The organism is Herbaspirillum seropedicae (assembly GCF_001040945.1).
GTDB classification, from domain to species: domain Bacteria; phylum Pseudomonadota; class Gammaproteobacteria; order Burkholderiales; family Burkholderiaceae_D; genus Herbaspirillum; species Herbaspirillum seropedicae.
The window spans coordinates 5,226,044-5,245,268 of the sequence record NZ_CP011930.1 but is presented as its reverse complement, the minus strand read 5'-3'; the positions used below and the strand labels follow the sequence as shown (position 1 = coordinate 5,245,268).

The window sequence follows — 19,225 nt, the reverse complement described above, 5'->3', positions numbered from 1 at the left end:
ATCATGCTTCGCATCGCCATCGCCCAATGCAACCCCACCATCGGCGACTTCGAGGGCAATCTCGCGCTGCACCTCGATGGCCTGCAACGCGCCGCCCAGGCCGGGGCCGACCTGGTGGTCTTCCCTGAACTGTCGATCTGCGGTTATTACCCCGGCGATCTGCTGGAAGAAGCCCGTTTCCTGGACCGCGCCGAAGCGACCCTGCAAGACGTGATCGACGCCACCCGCCGCCTGCCGGGTCTGACCGCCGTGATCGGCGCACCGCGCCGCAATCCCGGTCCGGGCAAGCCGCTCTTCAATGCCCTGCTGGCCGTGCGCGAGGGCCGCATCGTGGCCGAATACCACAAGCAATTGCTGCCGGTGTATGGCGTCTTCGATGATGGCCGTCACTTCGAGGCCGGCCCGGAAACCGCCTGCGTCTTGCCGCTCAAGGGCATGCGCGTGGGCTTCCTGATCTGCGAGGATGGCTGGAACGACGACCTGCGCAGCTACCGCGTCAATCCCTTCGAGAAGCTGGCCCAGGCCGATGCGCAACTGGTGGTCTCCATCAACGCCAGCCCCTCCGACGTAGGCAAGCGCAGCCAGCGCCACGCCCTGTTCCAGGCCGCCTGCCTGCGCCGCCAGATGGCGCTGCTCTACGTCAACCAGGTCGGCGGCCAGGACCAGCTGGTCTATGACGGCGGCTCCTTCGCCATGTCGCCCTTGCAAGGGCTGGCCTTCGAAGCCGCGCGCCTGGCCGAGGACTTCCAGGTGCTGGCTTTCGAAGGCGGACGCTTCCTGCGCAGCGATGGCGTGGGCGCGCCGCAGTGCATCGACCAGACCATGGCCACGCCCGAATTCCATCGCCGCCAGATCTTGCTGGGCCTGCGCGACTATGCGCGCCGCTGCGGTTTCGGCAAGGTGGTGGTGGGCTCCTCGGGCGGCATCGATTCGGCCGTGACCATCGCCCTGGCCGCCGAGGCGCTCGGTGCACAGAACGTGGTGGCGGTGACCATGCCGTCGGTGTTTTCCAGCGCCGGTTCGGTCTCTGATTCAGAGACGCTGTGCCAGGCCCTGGGCGTGACGCTGTTCCGCCACCCCATCGCCGACCTGGTGCGCGAATTCGAGGATGGCTTTGCCACCGCCTTCGGCGCACCCCTGCGCGGACTGCCGCTGGAAAACCTGCAGGCGCGGGTGCGCGGCGCCATCCTGATGGAATATTCCAACGGCTATGACGCCCTGCTGCTGACCACCGGCAACAAGAGCGAGATCTCGGTGGGCTATTGCACCCTGTATGGCGACACCAATGGCGGACTGGGCCTGATCGGCGATCTCTACAAGACCGAGGTCTATGCACTGGCGCGCCATCTCAATGCGCAGGCAGGTCGCGAGATCATCCCCGCCGCCATCATTGACAAGGCGCCCTCCGCCGAACTGGCGCCCGACCAGCGCGATACCGACAGCCTGCCACCCTACGAGGTGCTCGACGAGATTCTCAAGTGGCACATCGAAGGCAGCCGCCTGCCCGCCGATGAAGCGCAGGCCGCAGCGCGTACGGTGGAACAGCTCAGCGGAACCGATACCGGGGCTGCCCTGGTCGAACGCATTTGCCGCATGGTGGCGCGCAATGAATACAAGCGCCGCCAGTCGCCGCCCGTGATCCGCCTGCGCTCGCGCGCCTTCGGCAGCGGGCGGCAGATTCCCATTGCGGTGCGCTACTGAGGCGCGGCGTAGCGCTCCCGGACCCGATTGCCATTGAACCCTGTTGAAAAAATAAAGGAAGGCGCATGCCCATCTTGACTCCGCAATACGATGCCGCCGTGGTGATCGGCCGCTTCCAGCCCGTCCACAACGGTCACCTGCACCTCTTGCATCACGCGCTGGAACGCGCGGCCATGGTGATCGTGGTGCTGGGTTCGGCCTTCCACGCCCGCAACACCAAGAACCCCTTCACCTGGGAAGAGCGCGCCGCCATGATCGCCGGCGCCATGCCGCCGGGCCAGCGCGAGCGCCTGCGCTTCGTCGCCACCCGCGATTACTACGACGACCGCCGCTGGTCAGCCGAAGTGCGCCGCCAGGTCGCCGCCGAAGCGGGCAGCCAGGCGCGGGTCCTGCTGGTGGGCCATTTCAAGGATGCCTCCAGCTACTACCTGCGCCACTTCCCGCAATGGCAGCTGGAAACCCTGGAGCGCGCCGGTGACATCGACGCCACCGACATCCGCCAGGTCTGGTTCGAGGCCGACGATCTGGAAGTGAGCCTGGACGTGCTGGCCCCCATGGTCCCGCCCAGCGTGCGCCACTACCTGCGCGCCTGGTCGCTGCTGCCGCATTACGCCGCGCTGGTGGAAGAACATCGCCAGTTGCGCAAGTATCAGGCGGCCTGGGCCGCCGCCCCGTATCCACCGGTGTTCACCACCGTGGATGCGGTCATCCGCGCCGCGGACCACGTGCTGCTGGTGCAACGCAAGGGCTTTCCGGGGCGCGGCCTGTGGGCCATCCCCGGCGGCTTCCTGGACCAGCGCGAGCGGCTGATGCAGGCCGCCCTGCGCGAACTGGCCGAGGAAACCAACCTGGCCGTGCTCGACGTCACCCTGGAAGAGGCGCTGGTGGACGTCAAGATCTTCGATCACCCCGACCGCAGCGCGCGCGGGCGCACCATCACCCATGCCTATTATTTCGACCTGCGCCTGGAACACCTGCCCGAGGTCGAGGCCGCCGATGACGCCGCCCAGGCCGTCTGGACCCCCATCGACCAGTTGGCCGCCATGGAAGCGAGTTTCTTCGATGACCATTTCCACATCCTCGATACCTTCCTCAATCTCACCGGCACCGACTGAGTCCATGGCCACCGCATTGCCCGCCCTGATGCCGGCCAGCCTGCAGCGACGGCTGCAGGCGCGACTGCCCCGCGTGATCCAGCGCGAGCCCGATGAGGACGACGCCAGCCGCTGGCGGCATTGGGAGCTGGGCGGGCGCACCGTGCAGATCGCCCAGCCGGTGACCTTCACACCCTATGCCTCGGCGCGGCCCTGCTCGGCGCGCTGCCGTTTCTGTTCCGAGACGCTCAACGATGGCGGACCGCATGCGGCGGCGCTGCGTCCCGGCCTGCGCTACAGCGCGCAATTGCGCCAGGCGCTGGCGGCCTTGCAGGGCCTGCCGCTGTCGTGGTCGCTCTCGGGCCTGGAGACCACCGATGATGCAGGCTGGATGCTGTCCATGCTCGATGTGCTGCAGGAGCACGCCCGTCATTCGCCGGTGCAGGGCAGCGTGCTCTATACCAATGGCGCCGGCCTGGTCGGGTCACCGGGCGCGGCGCTGGTAGCGCGCCTGCAGGACTTTGGTCTCGGCTGGGTGGAGCTGTCGCGCCATCATCACGAGGCCGCCGCCAACCAGGCCATCATGCGCTTTCGCAGTGGGCAGGCAGTGGCCACGCAAGAGGGCGTCGAAGGGGTGCTGGCGCAACTGGCGCCGCAGCTGCCGGTCAAGCTGGTGTGCATCGTGCAGCAAGGCGGCATCGACGGCTTGCCGGCGCTCAAGGCCTATCTGCGCTGGGCGCAGCAACAGGGCGTGACGGCCGTGATCCTGCGCGAGTTCTCGCAGCTGGGTCCGCAGTATCGCGACAACGTCACCGCCCGCTATATCGGCGCCGCCCGGATCGATGTCGCTGAGTTGCTGGCGGCCTGCCTGGCCGATCCCGAATTCAGCGCCGAGGCGCAGTTGATGCACGCCACCTCCGGCTATTACTTCTGGAATGTATTGCTGCACTGGCGCGGCATGCAGCTCACCTTCGAAGCCTCGGACTACCTGCGTATGCACCAGCGTCACGCCAGCGGCCGGGTCTACAAGCTGGTGTTTCATGCCAATGGCCGCCTGTGCGGCGGCTGGAATCCCGATGAGCATGTCCTGCTGGAGACCGGGACTTCCGTGACCGCGCGTAGCCGCGCCGTGCTGCCGCTCATGCCCTCACCGTGGAGCCCGTCATGAACGACAACAGCTGGCTGCACCTCACAGCGCAAGACCCGGCATGGACCCTGCCCGCCGACCTGGCCGGCGTCGACCGCTTTGGCGCGCGCGATTGCGGCTGGGTGGAGCAGATGCAACCCTTTATCGCCCACCTGTGCCCGCCCGAGGGTCGGGTGCTGGACCCGTTCTGCGGCTTTGGCAGCACCCTGGTGGCGGCGCACAGCCAGGGCCGCGCGGGTATCGGCATCGAGGTCGATGGCAGCCGCGTGGCATTGACGCGCCAGCGCCTGCAGCGCCTGTCACCGGAGGCGGCGGAGCCTGCGCAGCAGCTCATCCACGGCGACGCCATCACCCTCCTGCCGCAGCTGCCGCCGGTGGATCTGGTGTTGAGCAACATCCCTTACTTCGGCTGCCGCTGGCCCGAGCAAGCCACAGCGGCGCAATCCGGCCAGCTCTACGCCATGCAGACCTATGCAGGTTTCCTGGGCATGCTGGAGCGCCTGCTGGCCGGCCTGCGCTGTTGCCTGCGCCCCGGCGGCTGGCTGGTGCTGTGCGCCGAGAACCTGCGGGTGGGCGAACATTTCGTGCCGCTGGCCTGGGACCTGGCGCGGCTGATGGCCGACCGCTTCAGCTTCGTCGAAGAGCGCATCCTCCTCTACGACCGCGCCAGCCAGCCTGCAGCCCCCGGCCAGATGCGCAGCAACCGCGCCCATGAATATGCGTTGCTGGCGCGTCATCTGCCCCCGCCCATCGACACGGCGCAGACCCTGGCCGTGCTGCAGGCCATGCAGAGCGCTCATCCTGGCTTTGTGGTCTATGGCAGCTTTGCGCGCTGGTTGCAGGGCCTGCCGCTGGCGCATGCACCAGCCGATGCCGATCTGCTGCTGCCGGATGACCCGCAACTGCTGGTGGCGCTCTGCCATTGGCTGGAGCAGCAGGGCTTTGCGCTCACTTGCTGGGGAGCACCGTTTTCGGCCGCCATGGCCGCCGCCGGCGCCGCCCTGTTGCCGCAGCGGCACTACCTGCGCGCCGTCCGGCTCGACCGTGACGGCCGGCTGGTCCGGCTGGACCTGTGCCTGCGCGACCAGCGCCATGACGCCGCCCAGCTTCTCCCGCAGGCCGTCATGCAGGCGGGCCTGCCGCTGATGCCAGCCGAGTTGGTCCAGGACGCCTCCTGATCTCCACGGTTTTGCCGCCGACTGTCTACCTCTGCCGGTGCTCCCTATGCCAAAATGGCATGGGGTGCTGCCCATGCCGTTTCGGTATAGTGGCTGACGTTCCAAGAGAAGGTCGCCGCCAGGCACAACGTGGCCGGCGCCAGAGACAAAGCCGCCGAACCAGCGCGGCAAGACAACAGGGGCAGGGCAACAATGGAAATCAAATGGGTAGAGGACTTCCTCTCCGTGGTCGAGACGCTCAACTTCAGCCGCTCGGCCAAGCTGCGCAATGTGACGCAGCCGGCCTTCGGACGCCGCATCCGTTCGCTGGAAACCTGGCTGGGCGCAGAGCTGTTCGACCGCTCTTCCTATCCCTGTACGCTGACCCAGGCCGGCGAATCCTTCGTCCCCATCGCCAAGGAAATGCTGAACCAGTCCATGCAGGCGCGGCTGGTGCTGCGCGGCCAGCTGGCCGGGGCCCAATCGGCGGTGCGCCTGGCCATGCCGCATACGCTGCTGCTGACGGTGTTTCCCAAGCTGCTCTCCGAGATCGAGAAATCCATCGGCGCCATCTCCACTACCGTGATGGCCGGCAATGTGCATGACGCCGTCATGGCCCTGGTGGAGCGCAACTGCGACCTGCTGCTGTGCTATGACCACCGCCAGCAGGGCATCGCCCTCGATACCGAGCGCTATGACGTGCTCTCGCTGGGCAAGGAGCCCTTGCGGCCCTACGTGAAGACCTTGCCCAATGGCCTGCCCAAGTATGTGCTGCCCGGCGCGCCCAATGATCCCCAGCCTTTCCTGAGCTATTCGCCGTATTCGTCGCTCTCGCGCATCGTCGAGAAGGCCCTGCATTCCAGCCCGCGCCAGGTACATCTGTTCCGCCGCTTCGAGACCGACCTGGCCGAGGGCCTGAAGAGCATGGCTGTCGAAGGCCATGGCATCGCCTGGCTGCCCGCCAGCGCCGTGGCGCGCGAGATCGCCGAAGGCAAGCTGACCCTGGCCATCGCCCCCACCGACAGCGAAGCGCTGGAGCAGGGCCTGTGGTGCGACGAGATGGACATCCGCGTCTATCGCCGCCTGGATGGCGCCAATCCCGACATCGACCGCATCTGGAACTATCTCAAGGCCGAACACGGCTAGCCGGTTTTCGTACCCAGTGAACCCATGAAGGATGTAGCAATGAAATTCCTGAGCAACCAGCAGATCAGCGAACTGCTGACCACCGAAGACGCCATCGCCGCCATGCGCGAGGCCTTCGCCGGCGCGGCCGAGGGCGCGCACCAGGGGCGCGTGCGCACCAGCGCTTCCAATGGCGTGATGCTCTCCATGATGGGCGCGGTGATCCCCGCAGCCGGCATTGCCGGCGCCAAGGTCTATACCACCATCAAGGGACAGTTCCGCTTCGTCATCCAGCTCTTCTCGACCGAGACCGGCGCACCGCTGTGCACCATGGAAGGCGACGCCATGACCGGCCTGCGCACCGCCGCCGCCACCGCTGTGGCCTGCGATGCGCTGGCGCGCCCCGACGCCGGCGTCCTGGCCGTGATCGGCACGGGCGTGCAGGCGCGTTCGCACATCCCGGCGCTGCTGCAGGTGCGGCCCTTCAAGGAAGTGCTGATCGCCGGCCGTTCCGGCCAACAGGCGCTGGCCGAGGAAGTCACCCGCACCCTGGGCGTGCCGGCGCGCATGGTCAGCATCGACGAGGCCGCCGCCCAGGCCGACGTGCTGGTCACCGTGACGCGCTCGGCCACGCCGCTGTTCGACGGCGAACTCTTGCGCCCCGGCGCCTTCGTGGCCGCCGTGGGCGCGTCCAAGGCCAATGTGCGCGAGCTCGACGATACCGCCATCGGCCGCGCTGCCGCGCTGTTCGTGGAGTGGAAGCCGCAGGCCCAGCAGGAGGCCGGCGACCTGGTCCAATGCGCGCCCGGAGTGTTCGACTGGGCCCAGGTGATGGAACTGGCCCAGGCCGTCGATGGCAGCATGCCCTACCAGCGCCGTCCCGACGACATCGTCATCTACAAGGGCATCGGCATCGGCCTGGAAGATGTGGCGCTGGCGGGCCTGGCCTATCGCAAGGCGTGTGCGCGATACGGCTGGTAAGCGTCGGCCGCATGCCCTGATGACAAAGGCGCTGCACAGCTTCTGCAGCGCCTTTGTCTCATTCTCTTCTTCTCTTCTTCTCTTCTTGTCTTATCCACCGCCGTTGCCGAGCTAGGCCGTCGCCTTTGTCCGCGCAGCCACCGCCGGCTTGGCCCGCAAGGCCGTGGCCGTGGCTACCAGCACGATGGCGATGCCGGTCACGGTCCCCAGCGTCACCGGTTCATCCAGCAACAGCCAGGCCCACAGCGAGGCCGTCATCGGCACCAGGAAGGTCACCGTGATGGCCTTGGTGGCCCCTTCGGCAGCGATGAGCTGGAAGAACAGCGCATAGGCGATACCCGTGCAGACCACTCCCAGCACCAGCACCGCCAACAGCGCCGGCAGCGTACCGGCCTGCAGCGCATGCGGCATCGATGGCGCGGCCAGGGGCAGCAGGCACAGGGCGGCGGCGAACTGACTGCCGGTGGCCAGCGCAATGGGAGAGATGCCGCCGGCGCGCAGGCGCGTGAAGGTGGCCGCAAAGCCATAGCTGACCGCTGCGCCCATGGCCGCCAGCACGCCGGCAATCACCATCGCATCGGCCGGGGCAGGGCCGATGCCCACCAGCACCGCCACTCCCACCAGGCCCAGCACGAAGGCGGCGCAGCGCACCAGGCTCAGCCGTTCGCCCATCAGCAGGAAACCGAACATGGCCGTAAACACCGGCGCCAGCGAATTCATCGTGGCCATGTAGGCCGAGGGGATGTGCAGCGCCGACCAGGCAAACAGCGCAAAGGGCAGGGCCGTGTTGAAGATGCCGATCACCAGGTAGGGCAGCCAGTTGCTGCGCCATTGCATGGGCACGCCGCGCACGCGCGCAAAGGCCAGCAGCGCCAGCGTGGCCAGGGAGGCCCGGCCAAAGGTGGTCAGCATGGGACCGAAGACCGGCGCGGCAATGCGCATGAGCATGAAGCTGGTGCCCCAGATGGCGGCCAGCAGGAGCAGCTTGCAGAGATTGGATGAGGACATGAGGGCAGGGCGCGCCCCAGGCGCAGCCAGGCAGAACCAGTCGGACCATGAGTCTAAACCCACTTGGGCAGGCCGTCCCGGTACAGTTGCTGTTACTGGACCGGGCCAGTTGCCGGACGCAACAGTCATACGCTTGCTGACGGGCCAACTGTACATGGCGCAGACAGTGAGCTGCTGCTAGCCTGTACAGTCATTTCATCAGGACATCAGGAGAACGCGCATGCTGAAGATCTATGGCCGGGACAGTTCCATCAACGTACGCAAGGTGCTGTGGGCCTGCGCCGAGCTGGGCATTGCCTTCGAACGCGAAGATTGGGGCGCGGGCTTTAGGCCCACCAGCGAGCCCGCCTTCCTGGCCATGAATCCCAATGCCATGGTGCCGGTGATCGAGGAGGACGGCTTCGTGCTGTGGGAATCGAACGCGATCATCCGCTACCTGGCCAACCGCCACGGCGGCGCGGCGCTCTATCCGCTGCAGGCGCAGGCGCGCGCCCGGGTGGACCAGTGGATAGACTGGCAGGCCAGCGACCTCAACCGTGCCTGGAGCTATGCCTACCTGACCCTGGTGCGCAAGTCGCCCGCGCATGGCAATGCCCAGCAGGTGGCGGCCTCCATCGCCGACTGGACCCGTTTCATGGAAGTGCTGGAGCAGCAGTTGCAGCACAGTGGTGGGTATGTGGCCGGGGCCGAGTTCACGCTGGCCGATATTTCCGTGGGCCTGTCGGTGAACCGCTGGTTCGGCACGCCCTTTGAGCATCCGCCCCTGCCGGCCGTCGCCGCCTACTATGATCGCCTGACCGAGCGCGATGGCTTCCGCCGCTACGGACGCAACGGCATGGCCTGATCGCCCTGGGCGCGGTACACTGCCGCCTTGCGCATGCCGCGCCCATTCCCGTCCTGCAGGTTCATCATGGCCACCCGTAAGAAAAAACTGCTCTTCCTTGCCGCCTTCCTGGGCTGTCTGTTGCTGGCCAGCGTGCCGCTGGTGTCCTTGCTGTTCTACTGATCACACCTGGCCGCATAAAAAAAAGCCCCGCGGTCAAAGACCGTGGGGCCAACACCAAATCCACCAGGATTCAGGGAGACATCAGATCGGCAGGCGCTGTCCAGGCAGGCGGGTATCGCAGGCCAGCGGGTGATGACGCCATTTCGCTTCAGCGAACAGATAGATCCCCAGCGAAGAAAGCACGACAGTCATCAGGACAGAGACAACGACGGTCAACAGGAAGGTGGTGAACATGGTGATCTCCTCAAGATGATTCCATCTTAGGAAATCTCCCCGGCGTTGGCTTTAGTGATTTTCCCTAGAAAGCGGGCGGCCCGCTCAGGGAATTCCTGAGCGGCCCTCCCCGCCTTCAATGCTGTTTCAATGCTGCTTCAATAACGTTCCAGCCAGTGCGCATACGGCGCCGGCAGCGTCCACGACGGACGCTCCACGCCCAGCTCCTTGGCTGCCTGGTAGGTCCAGTGCGGATTGACCAAGTGCGAACGGCCCACCATCACCAGGTCGAGCTGGCCATCCTTGACCGCCTGCTCAGCCAGCGCCGGCGTGCCGAAGCCCCAGGCCGAGGACACCGGCACGGCGGCTTCTTCGCGCACCCGCTTGGCGATCGGACCGAGGAAGGCCGGGCCCCAGGGGATCTGCACCTCGGGGATGGTGAAGCCGATGGTCACGCTGATCATGTCCATGCCACTGTCCTTGAACTGGCGCACCACGCCGATGGATTCCATCAGCGTTTCTTCATCGCGGCCATCGTATTCGAGCACGCCGAAACGCACCGTCAGGGCCAGGTGTTCCGGCCACACCTCGCGCACCGCGCGCAGGGTTTCGAGCAGGAAGCGGGCGCGGTTTTCCACGCTGCCGCCGTAGAGGTCGTCACGCTGGTTGGCATGCGCCGAGAAGAAGCTCTGCCCCAGGTAGCCATGGGCGAAATGCAGTTCCAGCCATTCGAAGCCGGCCTCACGCGCACGCACGGCCGCATTCACGAAGTCCTGGCGAACCCGGGCGATGTCGTCCAGGCTCATGGCCTTGGGGACCTTGGGCAGGCCACGGCCATAGGCGATGGCCGAGGGCGAGAGGGTGTCCCAGCCGCGCGCGTCATCGGCGGCGATGTGGTCGTCGCCTTCCCAGGGACGATTGGCGCTGGCCTTGCGGCCGGCGTGGCCGATCTGGATGCCAGGCACGGCGCCGGCGGCCTTGATGGCCTGCACCACCGGCACGAAGGCCTGCCCCAGTGCATCAGACCAGATGCCGGTGCAGCCCGGCGTGATGCGGCCTTCCGGCGAGACTGCGGTGGCCTCGACGATGACCAGGCCAGCGCCGCCACGGGCGATGCTGGCGTAATGCGACAGGTGCCAGTCGTTGACCTTGCCCTCCACGGCCATGTACTGGCACATCGGCGGGACGGCGATACGGTTGCGCAAGCTCACGTCCTTGAGCTTGAAGGGTTGGAACAGTGCGGACATGATCAGTTTTCTTGTCAGAGTGAAAAGGCATGCAGCGCGCCGGTTCATGGCCAACGGCTGCTTCGTTGGTTCGAATATATTCGAACAATGGAAGGGAGTATAACCCAGGGTGTATCATCCTGCAGATGCGTCCCTATAAACACCCCGCCACTGATGAGTTCGTGCTCGAGCGCGTGCTCTATGCCTTGAGCGATTCGATCCGCCTGGAGATCGTGCGCCATCTGGCGCGCGTGGAATGTGCGACCTGTGGCGAACTCGATGGCGGACGCCCCAAGTCCACCGTCTCGCATCACTTCAAGGTCTTGCGCGAAGCCGGGCTGGTGCGTACCGAGAGCAACGGCACCGCCCACATCAACACCTTGCGCAGCGCCGATATCGAACAGCGCTTCCCCGGCCTGCTGTCGGCCATCCTGGCCCAGCAGGACAAGCTGCCCAGCCGTCGCAAGAAGGCCGCCTGAGAAACACTGAGCAAGGCTGAGGTTCAGAGCTTGCCGGCGGCAATGTCGGCATCGACCGCCACGAAGGCCGTCGCCATCGCATACTGTTCCGCCTCCACCGAGGTATTGCCGCGAAAATCCTCGCACACCACGCGCCGGAAGGCCACTGGATTGTCATTGCGATGCAGCTGGTAATTGCCGACCCAGGTGCCGTCGATCTGTTCCGTGCTGCTGACCCGGATGAAGTAGCCGTGATGCTCGGCCACGTCATTGTCGAGCAGGGTATCGATGACGGCGCGGGCGTAGCCCACCGCCGTCACCTGCGCCGCCGCCAGCGACGAGAAGGGATTGCCGCGCAGGTGCGGCGCAGGCTCATCATCGATGCTGACCTTGCAGAGGACATCGCCGTTGCGCTGCTCGATGCTCTCTACGCTGATCTGCTTGCCGCGATAGGTGGCGCCGTAGTGGTGGGTCATGGGGCTGGGAGGAAGTCGGTATCAGCTGCGATAGTGCGGCCATCGTGCTGCCGGGTCAACTATCCTTGCATGTCAGTCACGTAAAAAGGACCGGCATGTTTCCATGCCGGTCCTTTCCTTGTTGCCTGCTGCCCTCAGGCGGATCGTCGTCAGTGCTGCTTGTCCATGCCTGCCCGCAGCTTGCCCACTTCGCGCTCGGACACCTTGCCGGCATGGTTGCCCCAGCCCTGGCGCACGAAGGTGGCCAGCGCGGCTGCTTCCTCGTCGGAGAGGCGATGGGCGAAGCCCGGCATGACCAGGATCGACGGCGCCTTCTCGGTGGACGGCGTGCGCGCGCCTGCCAGGATCACATGCAGCAAGGCGCTGGGATTCTCGGCATTGACCACGGTGGCGCCATCGAGCACCGGGAAGATGCCCGGCGCACCCCGCCCAGTGACGAAGTGGCAGGCCGCGCAATTGTCGAGGTAGAGCCGCTCGCCCAGCGTCAGGTCCTTGGCTGCGGTGAGCTTGCTGACCGTCGCGTCGACACCCTGGGGGATGACACGGCCACTGCCGCTGGAAGCCACCGGCGAGAGTGTCTTCAGGTAGGCCGCCATGGCCTGCAGATCTTCCCGTTTCAGATGCGAGGTGCTGTGCTCCACCACCAGGCTCATCTCGCCGGCCACCGATGCGGTCTTGTTGCGACCGGTCTGCAGGTAGTCGACGATGTCCTGCGCGCTCCAGTGCGGCATGCCGCGCAGCGAAGGCACGGCCCAGCCGTTGAGGTCGCCGCCCGAGAGGAACTGCGCCTGGCTGCTGTCGCTGGCCTTCTCGTTCATCGCAACGCCGCGCGGCGTGTGACAGCTGCCGCAATGGCCCAGGCCCTCGACCAGATAGGCGCCGCGCTTGATCTCGGCGCTCCAGCCATCCTGCTCCCTGAAGGGTTTGTCATTGGCGAAGAAGACATTCCACAGCTTCATCCCCCAGCGGATATTGAAGGGGAAGCTCATGCTGCTGGCCGGCGGCGTGCTGGCCACCGGTTGGACCCCTTGCATGAAGTAGGTGTAGAGGGCGTGGATGTCCTCGTCACTGACCTTGGCATAGCTGGGGTAGGGCATGGCCGGATAGAGTTGCGTACCATCGGCGCGCACGCCATGGCGTACGGCAGCGGAGAACTGCGCCTCGCTGTAGTTGCCGATACCGTGTTCCTTGTCCGGCGTGATGTTGGTGGAATAGATGATGCCGTGGCCGCTGTCGATGGCCAGCCCGCCTGAATAGGCCGGCTTGCCGGCAGCGCTGTGGCAGGCCATGCAGTCGCCCGCGCGCGCCAGGTATTGGCCGCGCGCCACCAGGTCCTGGTCGGCCGCCTGCGCTGTGGTCAACGTACCCAGAGCACCCAGCGACCAGGCCAGGGCGGCAAACAATGAAGTCAGTTTTTTCATGTCCTCTCCCCTTATGCCTGGACCAGCGGGCCGGGGTTCTTCAGATACTGCGTCTTGATGGCGTGCGCAGCCATGAGCGTGATGGCGCCGATGGTGGCCGTCGGGTTGGCCTGGAAGTTCTGCGGGAAGGCATTGCCACCAGGGACGAAGACGTTGTGCACATCCCAGGATTGCAGGTACTTGTTCAACGCCGAGTCACGCGGCGAATCGCCCATGATCGCGCCACCGACGTTGTGGGTGGAGACGTACTTGGTGATGTCCCAGTGCGAATCCAGGGCCAGGAAGCTTTCCGACATGTGGTCGGGATTAAGCTCCTTGGAAATCTTCAGCACGATGTCGCGCAGGTAGCGCTGCAGCTTCAGCTCGTTCTGACGCCAGTCGAAGGTCATGCGCAACAGCGGCTGGCCCCAGGGGTCCTTGTAGTTCGGGTCCAGGTCCAGGAAGTGCCCGCGATAGGACATGCAAGTGGTGGTGATGCTGATCTTCATGGAATGGTCGTACCAGTCGATCATGCCTTCCTTCCAGCCCCGGCCCCAGCTCGGCGTGCCCGGCGGCAGCGCGGTGCCGATCGGTGCGCCCGACGCCTGCGAGCTGTGGATCTTGGCGCCGCCGATGAAGCCCAGCTTGACGCCATCGTCGAAGTTGCCCGGCGAGATATCGTTGAACATTTCGCCCGTGGCCCCTGCGGTGGCGAAGGAATTGAAGTGCTTGTCCTTGAAGAACAGCGTCGCCCCGCCATTGGAGAGGAAGGCGTAGTTGCGGCCGATGACGCCGGTCTCGGTGATCGGGTCATAGGGCTTGCCGATCCCCGAGAGCAGCATCAGCCGCACATTGGCGAACTGGAAGCTGGAGAGGATCACGATCTTGGCCGGCTGGAACACCTCCTTCATGTTCTCATCGACATAGGTCACGCCGCGCGCGGTCTTCTTGTCGGCGTGCAGGTCCACACGGATGACATTGGCGTTGACCTTGTAGTCGAAGTTGGGCAGGCGCTTGACCACATCCAGGATGGTGGTCTGCGGCGAGGCCTTGGAGTAGTTCAGGCAAGGATACTTGCTGCAGAAACCGCAGTAGTTGCAAGGCGCGATCTGCGCGCCATACGGATTGGTCCAGGCCTGCGAGACATTGGCCGAGGGATTGGGGAAGGGATGGTAGCCCAGCTTGCGCGCCACGTCAGCGAACAAGGTGTTGTTGTAGGTATCGTGCAGCGCCGGCAGCGGATAGGGGTTCGAGCGCGGACCTTCGAAGGGATCGCCGCCCGGCTGGATCTGGCCGCGCAGGTTGCCGGTGGTGCCCGACAGACCGCAGACCTTGTCGAAGAAATCGTAGTGCGGCTCGATCTCGTTCCAGGTGAACGGGAAATCCTTGATGCGCATCTCCGGATCGAGATTGCTGTGCTTGTAGGCTTGATCCGCGTAGGTCTTGAGCTTGAGGTCGGTGGGCGTAGCGCGGATGAGCACGGCAGTCCAGTGCAGGCCCGAGCCGCCCACGCCGGTGCCGGGCGCAAAGGCGCCCCATTTGCGGGTGGGCAGCGCCTGTTGCGCCGTGTTGTAGCGCACCGTCAGGGCGGCGTCGCGCGGCGTGGCGAAGACCTTGTTGCGGGTCGCGTAACCGTACTGGTCGGCCGGCTTGGGATAGGCGAAGTCTTCGGGCGGACGGTCCGGGCCGCGCTCCAGGGCGCGCACCTTCAGGCCGGCCTGGGCCAGTTCGATGGCCATGAGGGAGCCGGCCCAACCGAGGCCGACGATGACGACATCGACGTCGTCGTTGGTGATATCAGGCATGAGTATTCAATCAGAGAGTGACAGGGAGGCAAGCAGTCCAGGCAGCGCCCTTCAGGCGCGTTTGCCCGACAGGCTGACCGGACCGAGCGGGTATTTCACGTTGTGCTGGTCCACCCATTCGGTGTAGGCCGCACGCGCACCGGGGAAGCCGATGGCGACCCAGGCCTTCATGTCCTTGTTGCCGCCGTACATGGGATCGGCCAGGTAGCCATTCTTGGTATCGCCCAGCAACTGCCCGAAGAATTGCGAAGGCCGCATCGACTTCTCGCCCAGCGCAGCGAAATCCACGCCATTCTTTTGCAGCGCCGTCAGCAAGGCGTCCTTGTCCTTGGCGTCCAGCTGCTCGAAGGGCTTGCCATGCTGTTGCTGGCTGATCTGCTGGGTCAGGGTGATACCGATGCGATAGACATCCTGCGGCGCATAGGGAATCTGGAAACCCAGCGTGGCCGGCGCATCCGGCTGATGCGGCCCCTGCTGGTAGATATCGCTGCCCAGGCCGGCATGCAACTGCTGGTCGATGAAGACCGGCACATTGGTTTCCAGCGCGCCCGGTCCGCGCCCTTCGGCGGGGATCAGGCGATCACAGGCGGCCAGGATGAAGAGCCATTGGGCAGGGTTGAAGAACACCGGCTTGTAGTGCTGCAGCTCGATGCCTTCCAGGCCATCGGCCTGGGCCTCTTTGAGCAAGGGAATCGAGACGAGAGGAACGGCCGCTGCGGTAGCGGCCAGGACGGCACGACGCGAGGGACTGAACTTGGAGGTCATGGTCAATACAGTGGAGGTGGATAGGAGACACCAGCGCCTGCCTCATGACGCAAGGTCATGCGTGACAGCAAGTCAATGGCGGGCAATGGGGAAATGGTCATGTGCCGGGATCGTGGAGTTCAGACAGCGCAACTCGTCTCCGGTCTTGCAGACATGCGAGGGCATGCTTGTTCTCCGTCGTGCTCGGCCAGGCCAGGCATGCACGGGAAGCCACTGACGGGCTTGCCGAATGGTAACACATGTATATGTCAGATGTCTTAACACAAGGGCGGTAACGTATGCGACTGTTCCACATCGGCTACACTGTGCCGCTGCGCTTTTCTTCTACGCCGTTCTATTTCTTTCTATCTTCTACATTCCCGACACCATGCAGATCCGCGACGCCGAGCTGGCCGACATTGCCGGCATCACCCCGATTTACAACGACGCGGTGGCCAACACCACGGCCATCTGGAACGAGACCCTGGTTGACGACCGCAACCGCGAAGACTGGCTGACCGCACGCCGCCAGAGCGGCTATCCCGTGCTGGTAGCGGTGGCCGACGGCAAGGTGCTGGGCTATGCCAGCTTTGGCGACTGGCGCGCTTTCGATGGCTATCGTCACACCGTGGAGCATTCGGTCTACGTGCACAAGGATCATCGTGGCGAAGGCCTGGGGCGGGCGCTGATGGAAGCCTTGATCGCCCGCGCCCGCGCGCTGGGCAAGCATGTGATGGTGGCCGGCATCGACGCCAGCAATAGCGGCTCCATCAACCTGCACAAGAAGCTGGGTTTTGAGCAGGTGGGCTATCTGCCGCAGGTCGGCACCAAGTTCGGCAAGTGGCTGGATCTGGCTTTTCTGCAACTGATGCTGGATGGGCGGACGGAGCCGGATCGTATTGGGGGGTGATGGCGACGTGGCGATGTGATTGAACCAGGACCAACGATCAAGCGGAACTGATCGTTCAGATACTCCAGACCTTGCCAGAGGCAGATCGGCCGATGGCCGCAGACGCAGGGCGGGAGCCTGAAAAAGCGGTTTGGTCAGAACCCCATATAGAACTTTATAATCGGGAAAAATTTCTAAACATCGGACTTACTGTGAACAAGCAACAACTAGCGGCAAAAATCTGGGCATCCGCCAACCAGATGCGATCCAAAATTGAAGCCAATGAATACAAGGACTACATCCTGGGCTTCATTTTCTATAAGTACTTGTCGGACAAATTGGAGCGTTTTGCAGTCAGCCAAGATTTCAGCAAAGAGGATATTCAGGGGCTTTCCGAAGATGACGAAGAAATCGTCAACTTCTTCAAGAGCAACCTGGGTTACTTCATCTCTTATCCCAATCTGTTTTCGACTTGGCTGGCATTGGGTGGCGATTTTGAAGTCGCCAATGTGCGAGTGGCACTGTCTGCCTTTAGCCGTCTCATTCACCCGAACCACAAGCGGCTATTTGACGGCATCTTCAAGACGCTTGAAACTGGCTTGAGCAAGCTGGGCGAGTCCGCAGCCAGCCAGACCAAGGCGATCAGTGCGCTGCTGCAGCTCATCAAGGACATCCCCATGGATGGCCGCCAGGGCTACGATGTGCTCGGCTTCATCTACGAATATCTCATCAGCATGTTTGCCGCCAATGCGGGCAAAAAAGCGGGCGAGTTCTACACGCCGCATGAAGTGTCCGTGCTCATGTCCGAGATCATCGCGCACCATCTCAAGGATCGCAAGACCATCCAGATTTACGACTCCACCAGCGGCTCAGGCTCGTTGCTGCTCAATATCGGCCAAGCCATCGCCAAGCACATGGTGGACAAGGACAACATCAAGTACTTTGCCCAAGAGCTGAAAGAGAACACCTACAACCTCACCCGCATGAACCTCGTCATGCGCGGCATCCTGCCCAGCAATATCGTTACCCGCAATGCGGACACGCTGGAAGACGATTGGCCGTACTTCGACGATCAAGACCCGGTTAATTCCTACAACCCGCTCTACCTCGATGCCGTCGTCTCCAATCCGCCGTACTCGCAAAAGTGGGACCCAGAGCACAAAGAGGCTGATCCGCGCTACGCCCGCTTCGGCCTTGCGCCCAAGTCCAAGGCCGACTACGCCTTTCTGCTGCACGATCTCTATCACCTCAAGCCGGACGGCATCATGGCCATTGTCTTGCCGCACGGTGTGCTGTTCCGGGGCGGTGAAGAAGGCGCGATTCGCAAGACTCTGATCGAAAACAACCATCTCGAAACCATCATCGGTTTGCCGTCCAACATCTTCTTTGGCACGGGTATTCCCACCATCATCCTCGTGCTGAGGCAAAAGCGTGAAAGCAGTGATGTGCTGATCGTGGATGCCTCCAAGGGCTTTGCCAAGGAAGGCAAGAACAACAAACTGCGCGCCTGCGATATCAAGAAAATCGCCGACGTCGTGACCGGTCGCCTCAATGTGCCGGGCTATAGCCGCCTCGTTCCCAAGGCCGAGCTGCAAGCCAAGGACTACAACCTTAATATTCCGCGCTATGTGGATTCGTCTGAGCCAGCGCAAAGCTGGGACCTGTACGCCTCCATGTTTGGGGGCATTCCACAAAGCGAGCTGGATGCACTGGCCGATTTCTGGACCGCCTTCCCCGCTCTGCGCACAGCTCTGTTTATCGACAATGGCACGCCCTATGTGGCGCCACGGGTGGAAGCGCTTGCCAAAGCCATCCGCGAACATGCCGACGTAATACGCTACGGCGGTGCATTCAACACCGCCTTTGCCGATTTTACGCCCTGGTTACGCGGCGCGCTGCTTGAAAAAATGCTTGCCCTGCAGATTCCACAGCAGGAGGCGCTCATCAGCGAAGAAATATTCGCCCGCCTCACTCCGCTGCCGCTTATCGACAAATATCAGGCCTACCAGATCCTTGACGATCACTGGCAACCGATTGCGGTCGATCTGGAAATCATCCAGACCGAGGGTTTCGCGGCTACTCGCGTCGTTGACCCTCATTACGTCATCAAAAAGAAAGATGGCAAAGAAGTTGAGGTGCAAGAGGGCTGGCGGGGCCGCATCATGCCCTTCGAGCTGGTGCAGATGATCCACCACAAGCGAGAACTGGATGCGCTGCGCGAAAAGGAAAACCGTCTTAGCGAAATCACTGCCTCTCTTGAAGAAACCCTAGAGAGTTTCAGCGAAGAAGACAAGGCCAACGACACCGTCAACGATGCCGGGGATAAGTTCGTCCCGGCTGCTGTGGCCAAAGAAGCGAAGCTCTTGCTCGCCGAGGTAAAGAAATCCGGCGATGTCGAGCCTGAATCTTATGAGGCAAAAATCATCCAGGTCGCCGAATGGTTCGCCGAAGAGAAAAATCTGAAAGCAGCCATCAAGAAAGAGGCCGAAGCTCTGCACCTCAAGACCAAGAAAACGATTGAAGGACTGACTGATGCGCAGGTCCACATTCTGCTAGAACGCAAGTGGATTACTCCTTTCATTGATGAACTCCACGGCCTGCCCGACCAGCAGATTGATACCTTAGTCCGCAAGCTCGAAGTCCTCGTGGAAAAGTATCGCATCACCTACGCCGACAATGCCCACGAGATCCAACAGGTCGAAACCACGCTGGCGGGCATGATTGAACAATTGGACGGGAGCGAGTTCGACCTTAAAGGCCTTGCAGAACTGAAAACTTTGCTGGCAGGGAATTGA

General features: G+C 63.7%; 17 protein-coding genes. 10 read left to right on the top strand and 7 right to left on the bottom strand.

Translation table 11 applies throughout. The annotated features are described in order from the left end of the window. The first annotated feature begins 3 nt into the window (after positions 1–3). The 6 genes from ACP92_RS22815 (at position 4) to ACP92_RS22790 (ending at position 7,205) form a co-directional block, all read left to right on the top strand. Positions 4–1,701: an NAD+ synthase gene (locus ACP92_RS22815; protein ID WP_013236495.1), complete on the top strand. Its 1,698-nt coding sequence runs from the start codon at positions 4–6 to the stop codon at positions 1,699–1,701. Between the two features lie 65 nt (positions 1,702–1,766). Then, entirely contained in the window at positions 1,767–2,816 is a 1,050-nt protein-coding gene (locus tag ACP92_RS22810) for a bifunctional nicotinamide-nucleotide adenylyltransferase/Nudix hydroxylase (protein ID WP_013236494.1), read from the top strand. A gap of 4 nt (positions 2,817–2,820) precedes the next feature. Further along, positions 2,821–3,963, top strand: coding sequence for a hypothetical protein (locus tag ACP92_RS22805; RefSeq protein ID WP_013236493.1), 1,143 nt, complete (start codon positions 2,821–2,823; stop codon positions 3,961–3,963). Then, the gene (locus tag ACP92_RS22800) at positions 3,960–5,120 is read left to right on the top strand and encodes a TRM11 family SAM-dependent methyltransferase (RefSeq protein WP_013236492.1); all 1,161 of its coding nucleotides are present in this window, start codon (positions 3,960–3,962) and stop codon (positions 5,118–5,120) included. The genes ACP92_RS22805 and ACP92_RS22800 overlap by 4 nt, the downstream gene beginning before the upstream one ends. Positions 5,121–5,312: 192 nt before the next feature. Further along, a complete protein-coding gene (locus tag ACP92_RS22795) occupies positions 5,313–6,245 on the top strand; it encodes a LysR family transcriptional regulator (protein WP_013236491.1) in 933 nt (310 codons plus the stop codon). Positions 6,246–6,284: 39 nt separating this feature from the next. Then, positions 6,285–7,205 (top strand): ornithine cyclodeaminase family protein, encoded by a 921-nt coding sequence (locus ACP92_RS22790; RefSeq protein ID WP_013236490.1) that lies wholly within the window; start codon positions 6,285–6,287, stop codon positions 7,203–7,205. Positions 7,206–7,316: 111 nt separating this feature from the next. On the opposite strand, the gene ACP92_RS22785 is transcribed toward ACP92_RS22790, so the two are convergent. Continuing rightward, entirely contained in the window at positions 7,317–8,213 is an 897-nt protein-coding gene (locus ACP92_RS22785) for a DMT family transporter (protein WP_013236489.1), read from the bottom strand. Between the two features lie 220 nt (positions 8,214–8,433). Between ACP92_RS22785 and ACP92_RS22780 the strand changes: the two genes are divergently transcribed. Next, positions 8,434–9,057, top strand: coding sequence for a glutathione S-transferase family protein (locus ACP92_RS22780; RefSeq protein ID WP_013236488.1), 624 nt, complete (start codon positions 8,434–8,436; stop codon positions 9,055–9,057). A 243-nt stretch (positions 9,058–9,300) separates the two neighbouring features. On the opposite strand, the gene ACP92_RS24945 is transcribed toward ACP92_RS22780, so the two are convergent. Both ACP92_RS24945 and ACP92_RS22775 read right to left on the bottom strand, forming a co-directional pair. Next, a complete protein-coding gene (locus tag ACP92_RS24945; RefSeq protein WP_167578399.1) occupies positions 9,301–9,453 on the bottom strand; it encodes a hypothetical protein in 153 nt (50 codons plus the stop codon). 137 nt (positions 9,454–9,590) lie between these two features. Next, the gene (locus ACP92_RS22775) at positions 9,591–10,679 is read right to left on the bottom strand and encodes an NADH:flavin oxidoreductase/NADH oxidase (protein WP_013236487.1); all 1,089 of its coding nucleotides are present in this window, start codon (positions 10,677–10,679) and stop codon (positions 9,591–9,593) included. A gap of 125 nt (positions 10,680–10,804) precedes the next feature. On the opposite strand from ACP92_RS22775, the gene ACP92_RS22770 reads away from it, so the two are divergent. Next, positions 10,805–11,137 carry an ArsR/SmtB family transcription factor gene (locus tag ACP92_RS22770; RefSeq protein ID WP_041311346.1) on the top strand — a complete coding sequence of 111 codons (333 nt, stop codon included), beginning with the start codon at positions 10,805–10,807 and terminating at the stop codon, positions 11,135–11,137. A gap of 23 nt (positions 11,138–11,160) precedes the next feature. Here the strand turns inward: ACP92_RS22770 and ACP92_RS22765 are convergent, their stop codons facing one another. The 4 genes from ACP92_RS22765 to ACP92_RS22750 form a co-directional block, all read right to left on the bottom strand. Beyond that, positions 11,161–11,592 (bottom strand): hypothetical protein, encoded by a 432-nt coding sequence (locus tag ACP92_RS22765; RefSeq protein WP_013236485.1) that lies wholly within the window; start codon positions 11,590–11,592, stop codon positions 11,161–11,163. A gap of 149 nt (positions 11,593–11,741) precedes the next feature. After that, on the bottom strand, positions 11,742–13,013 hold the full coding sequence (locus tag ACP92_RS22760; RefSeq protein ID WP_013236484.1) for a cytochrome c: 1,272 nt from the start codon (positions 13,011–13,013) through the stop codon (positions 11,742–11,744). Positions 13,014–13,024: 11 nt separating this feature from the next. Further along, a complete protein-coding gene (locus tag ACP92_RS22755) occupies positions 13,025–14,797 on the bottom strand; it encodes a GMC family oxidoreductase (protein WP_013236483.1) in 1,773 nt (590 codons plus the stop codon). 51 nt (positions 14,798–14,848) lie between these two features. Next, complete coding sequence (locus tag ACP92_RS22750; RefSeq protein ID WP_013236482.1) at positions 14,849–15,562, bottom strand: gluconate 2-dehydrogenase subunit 3 family protein; 714 nt, start codon at positions 15,560–15,562, stop codon at positions 14,849–14,851. 367 nt (positions 15,563–15,929) lie between these two features. Here ACP92_RS22750 and ACP92_RS22745 point away from each other — a divergent pair, with 367 nt between their 5' ends. Beyond that, complete coding sequence (locus ACP92_RS22745) at positions 15,930–16,451, top strand: GNAT family N-acetyltransferase (protein WP_013236481.1); 522 nt, start codon at positions 15,930–15,932, stop codon at positions 16,449–16,451. 92 nt (positions 16,452–16,543) lie between these two features. Next, positions 16,544–19,225: a type I restriction-modification system subunit M gene (locus ACP92_RS22740; protein WP_208857377.1), complete on the top strand. Its 2,682-nt coding sequence runs from the start codon at positions 16,544–16,546 to the stop codon at positions 19,223–19,225.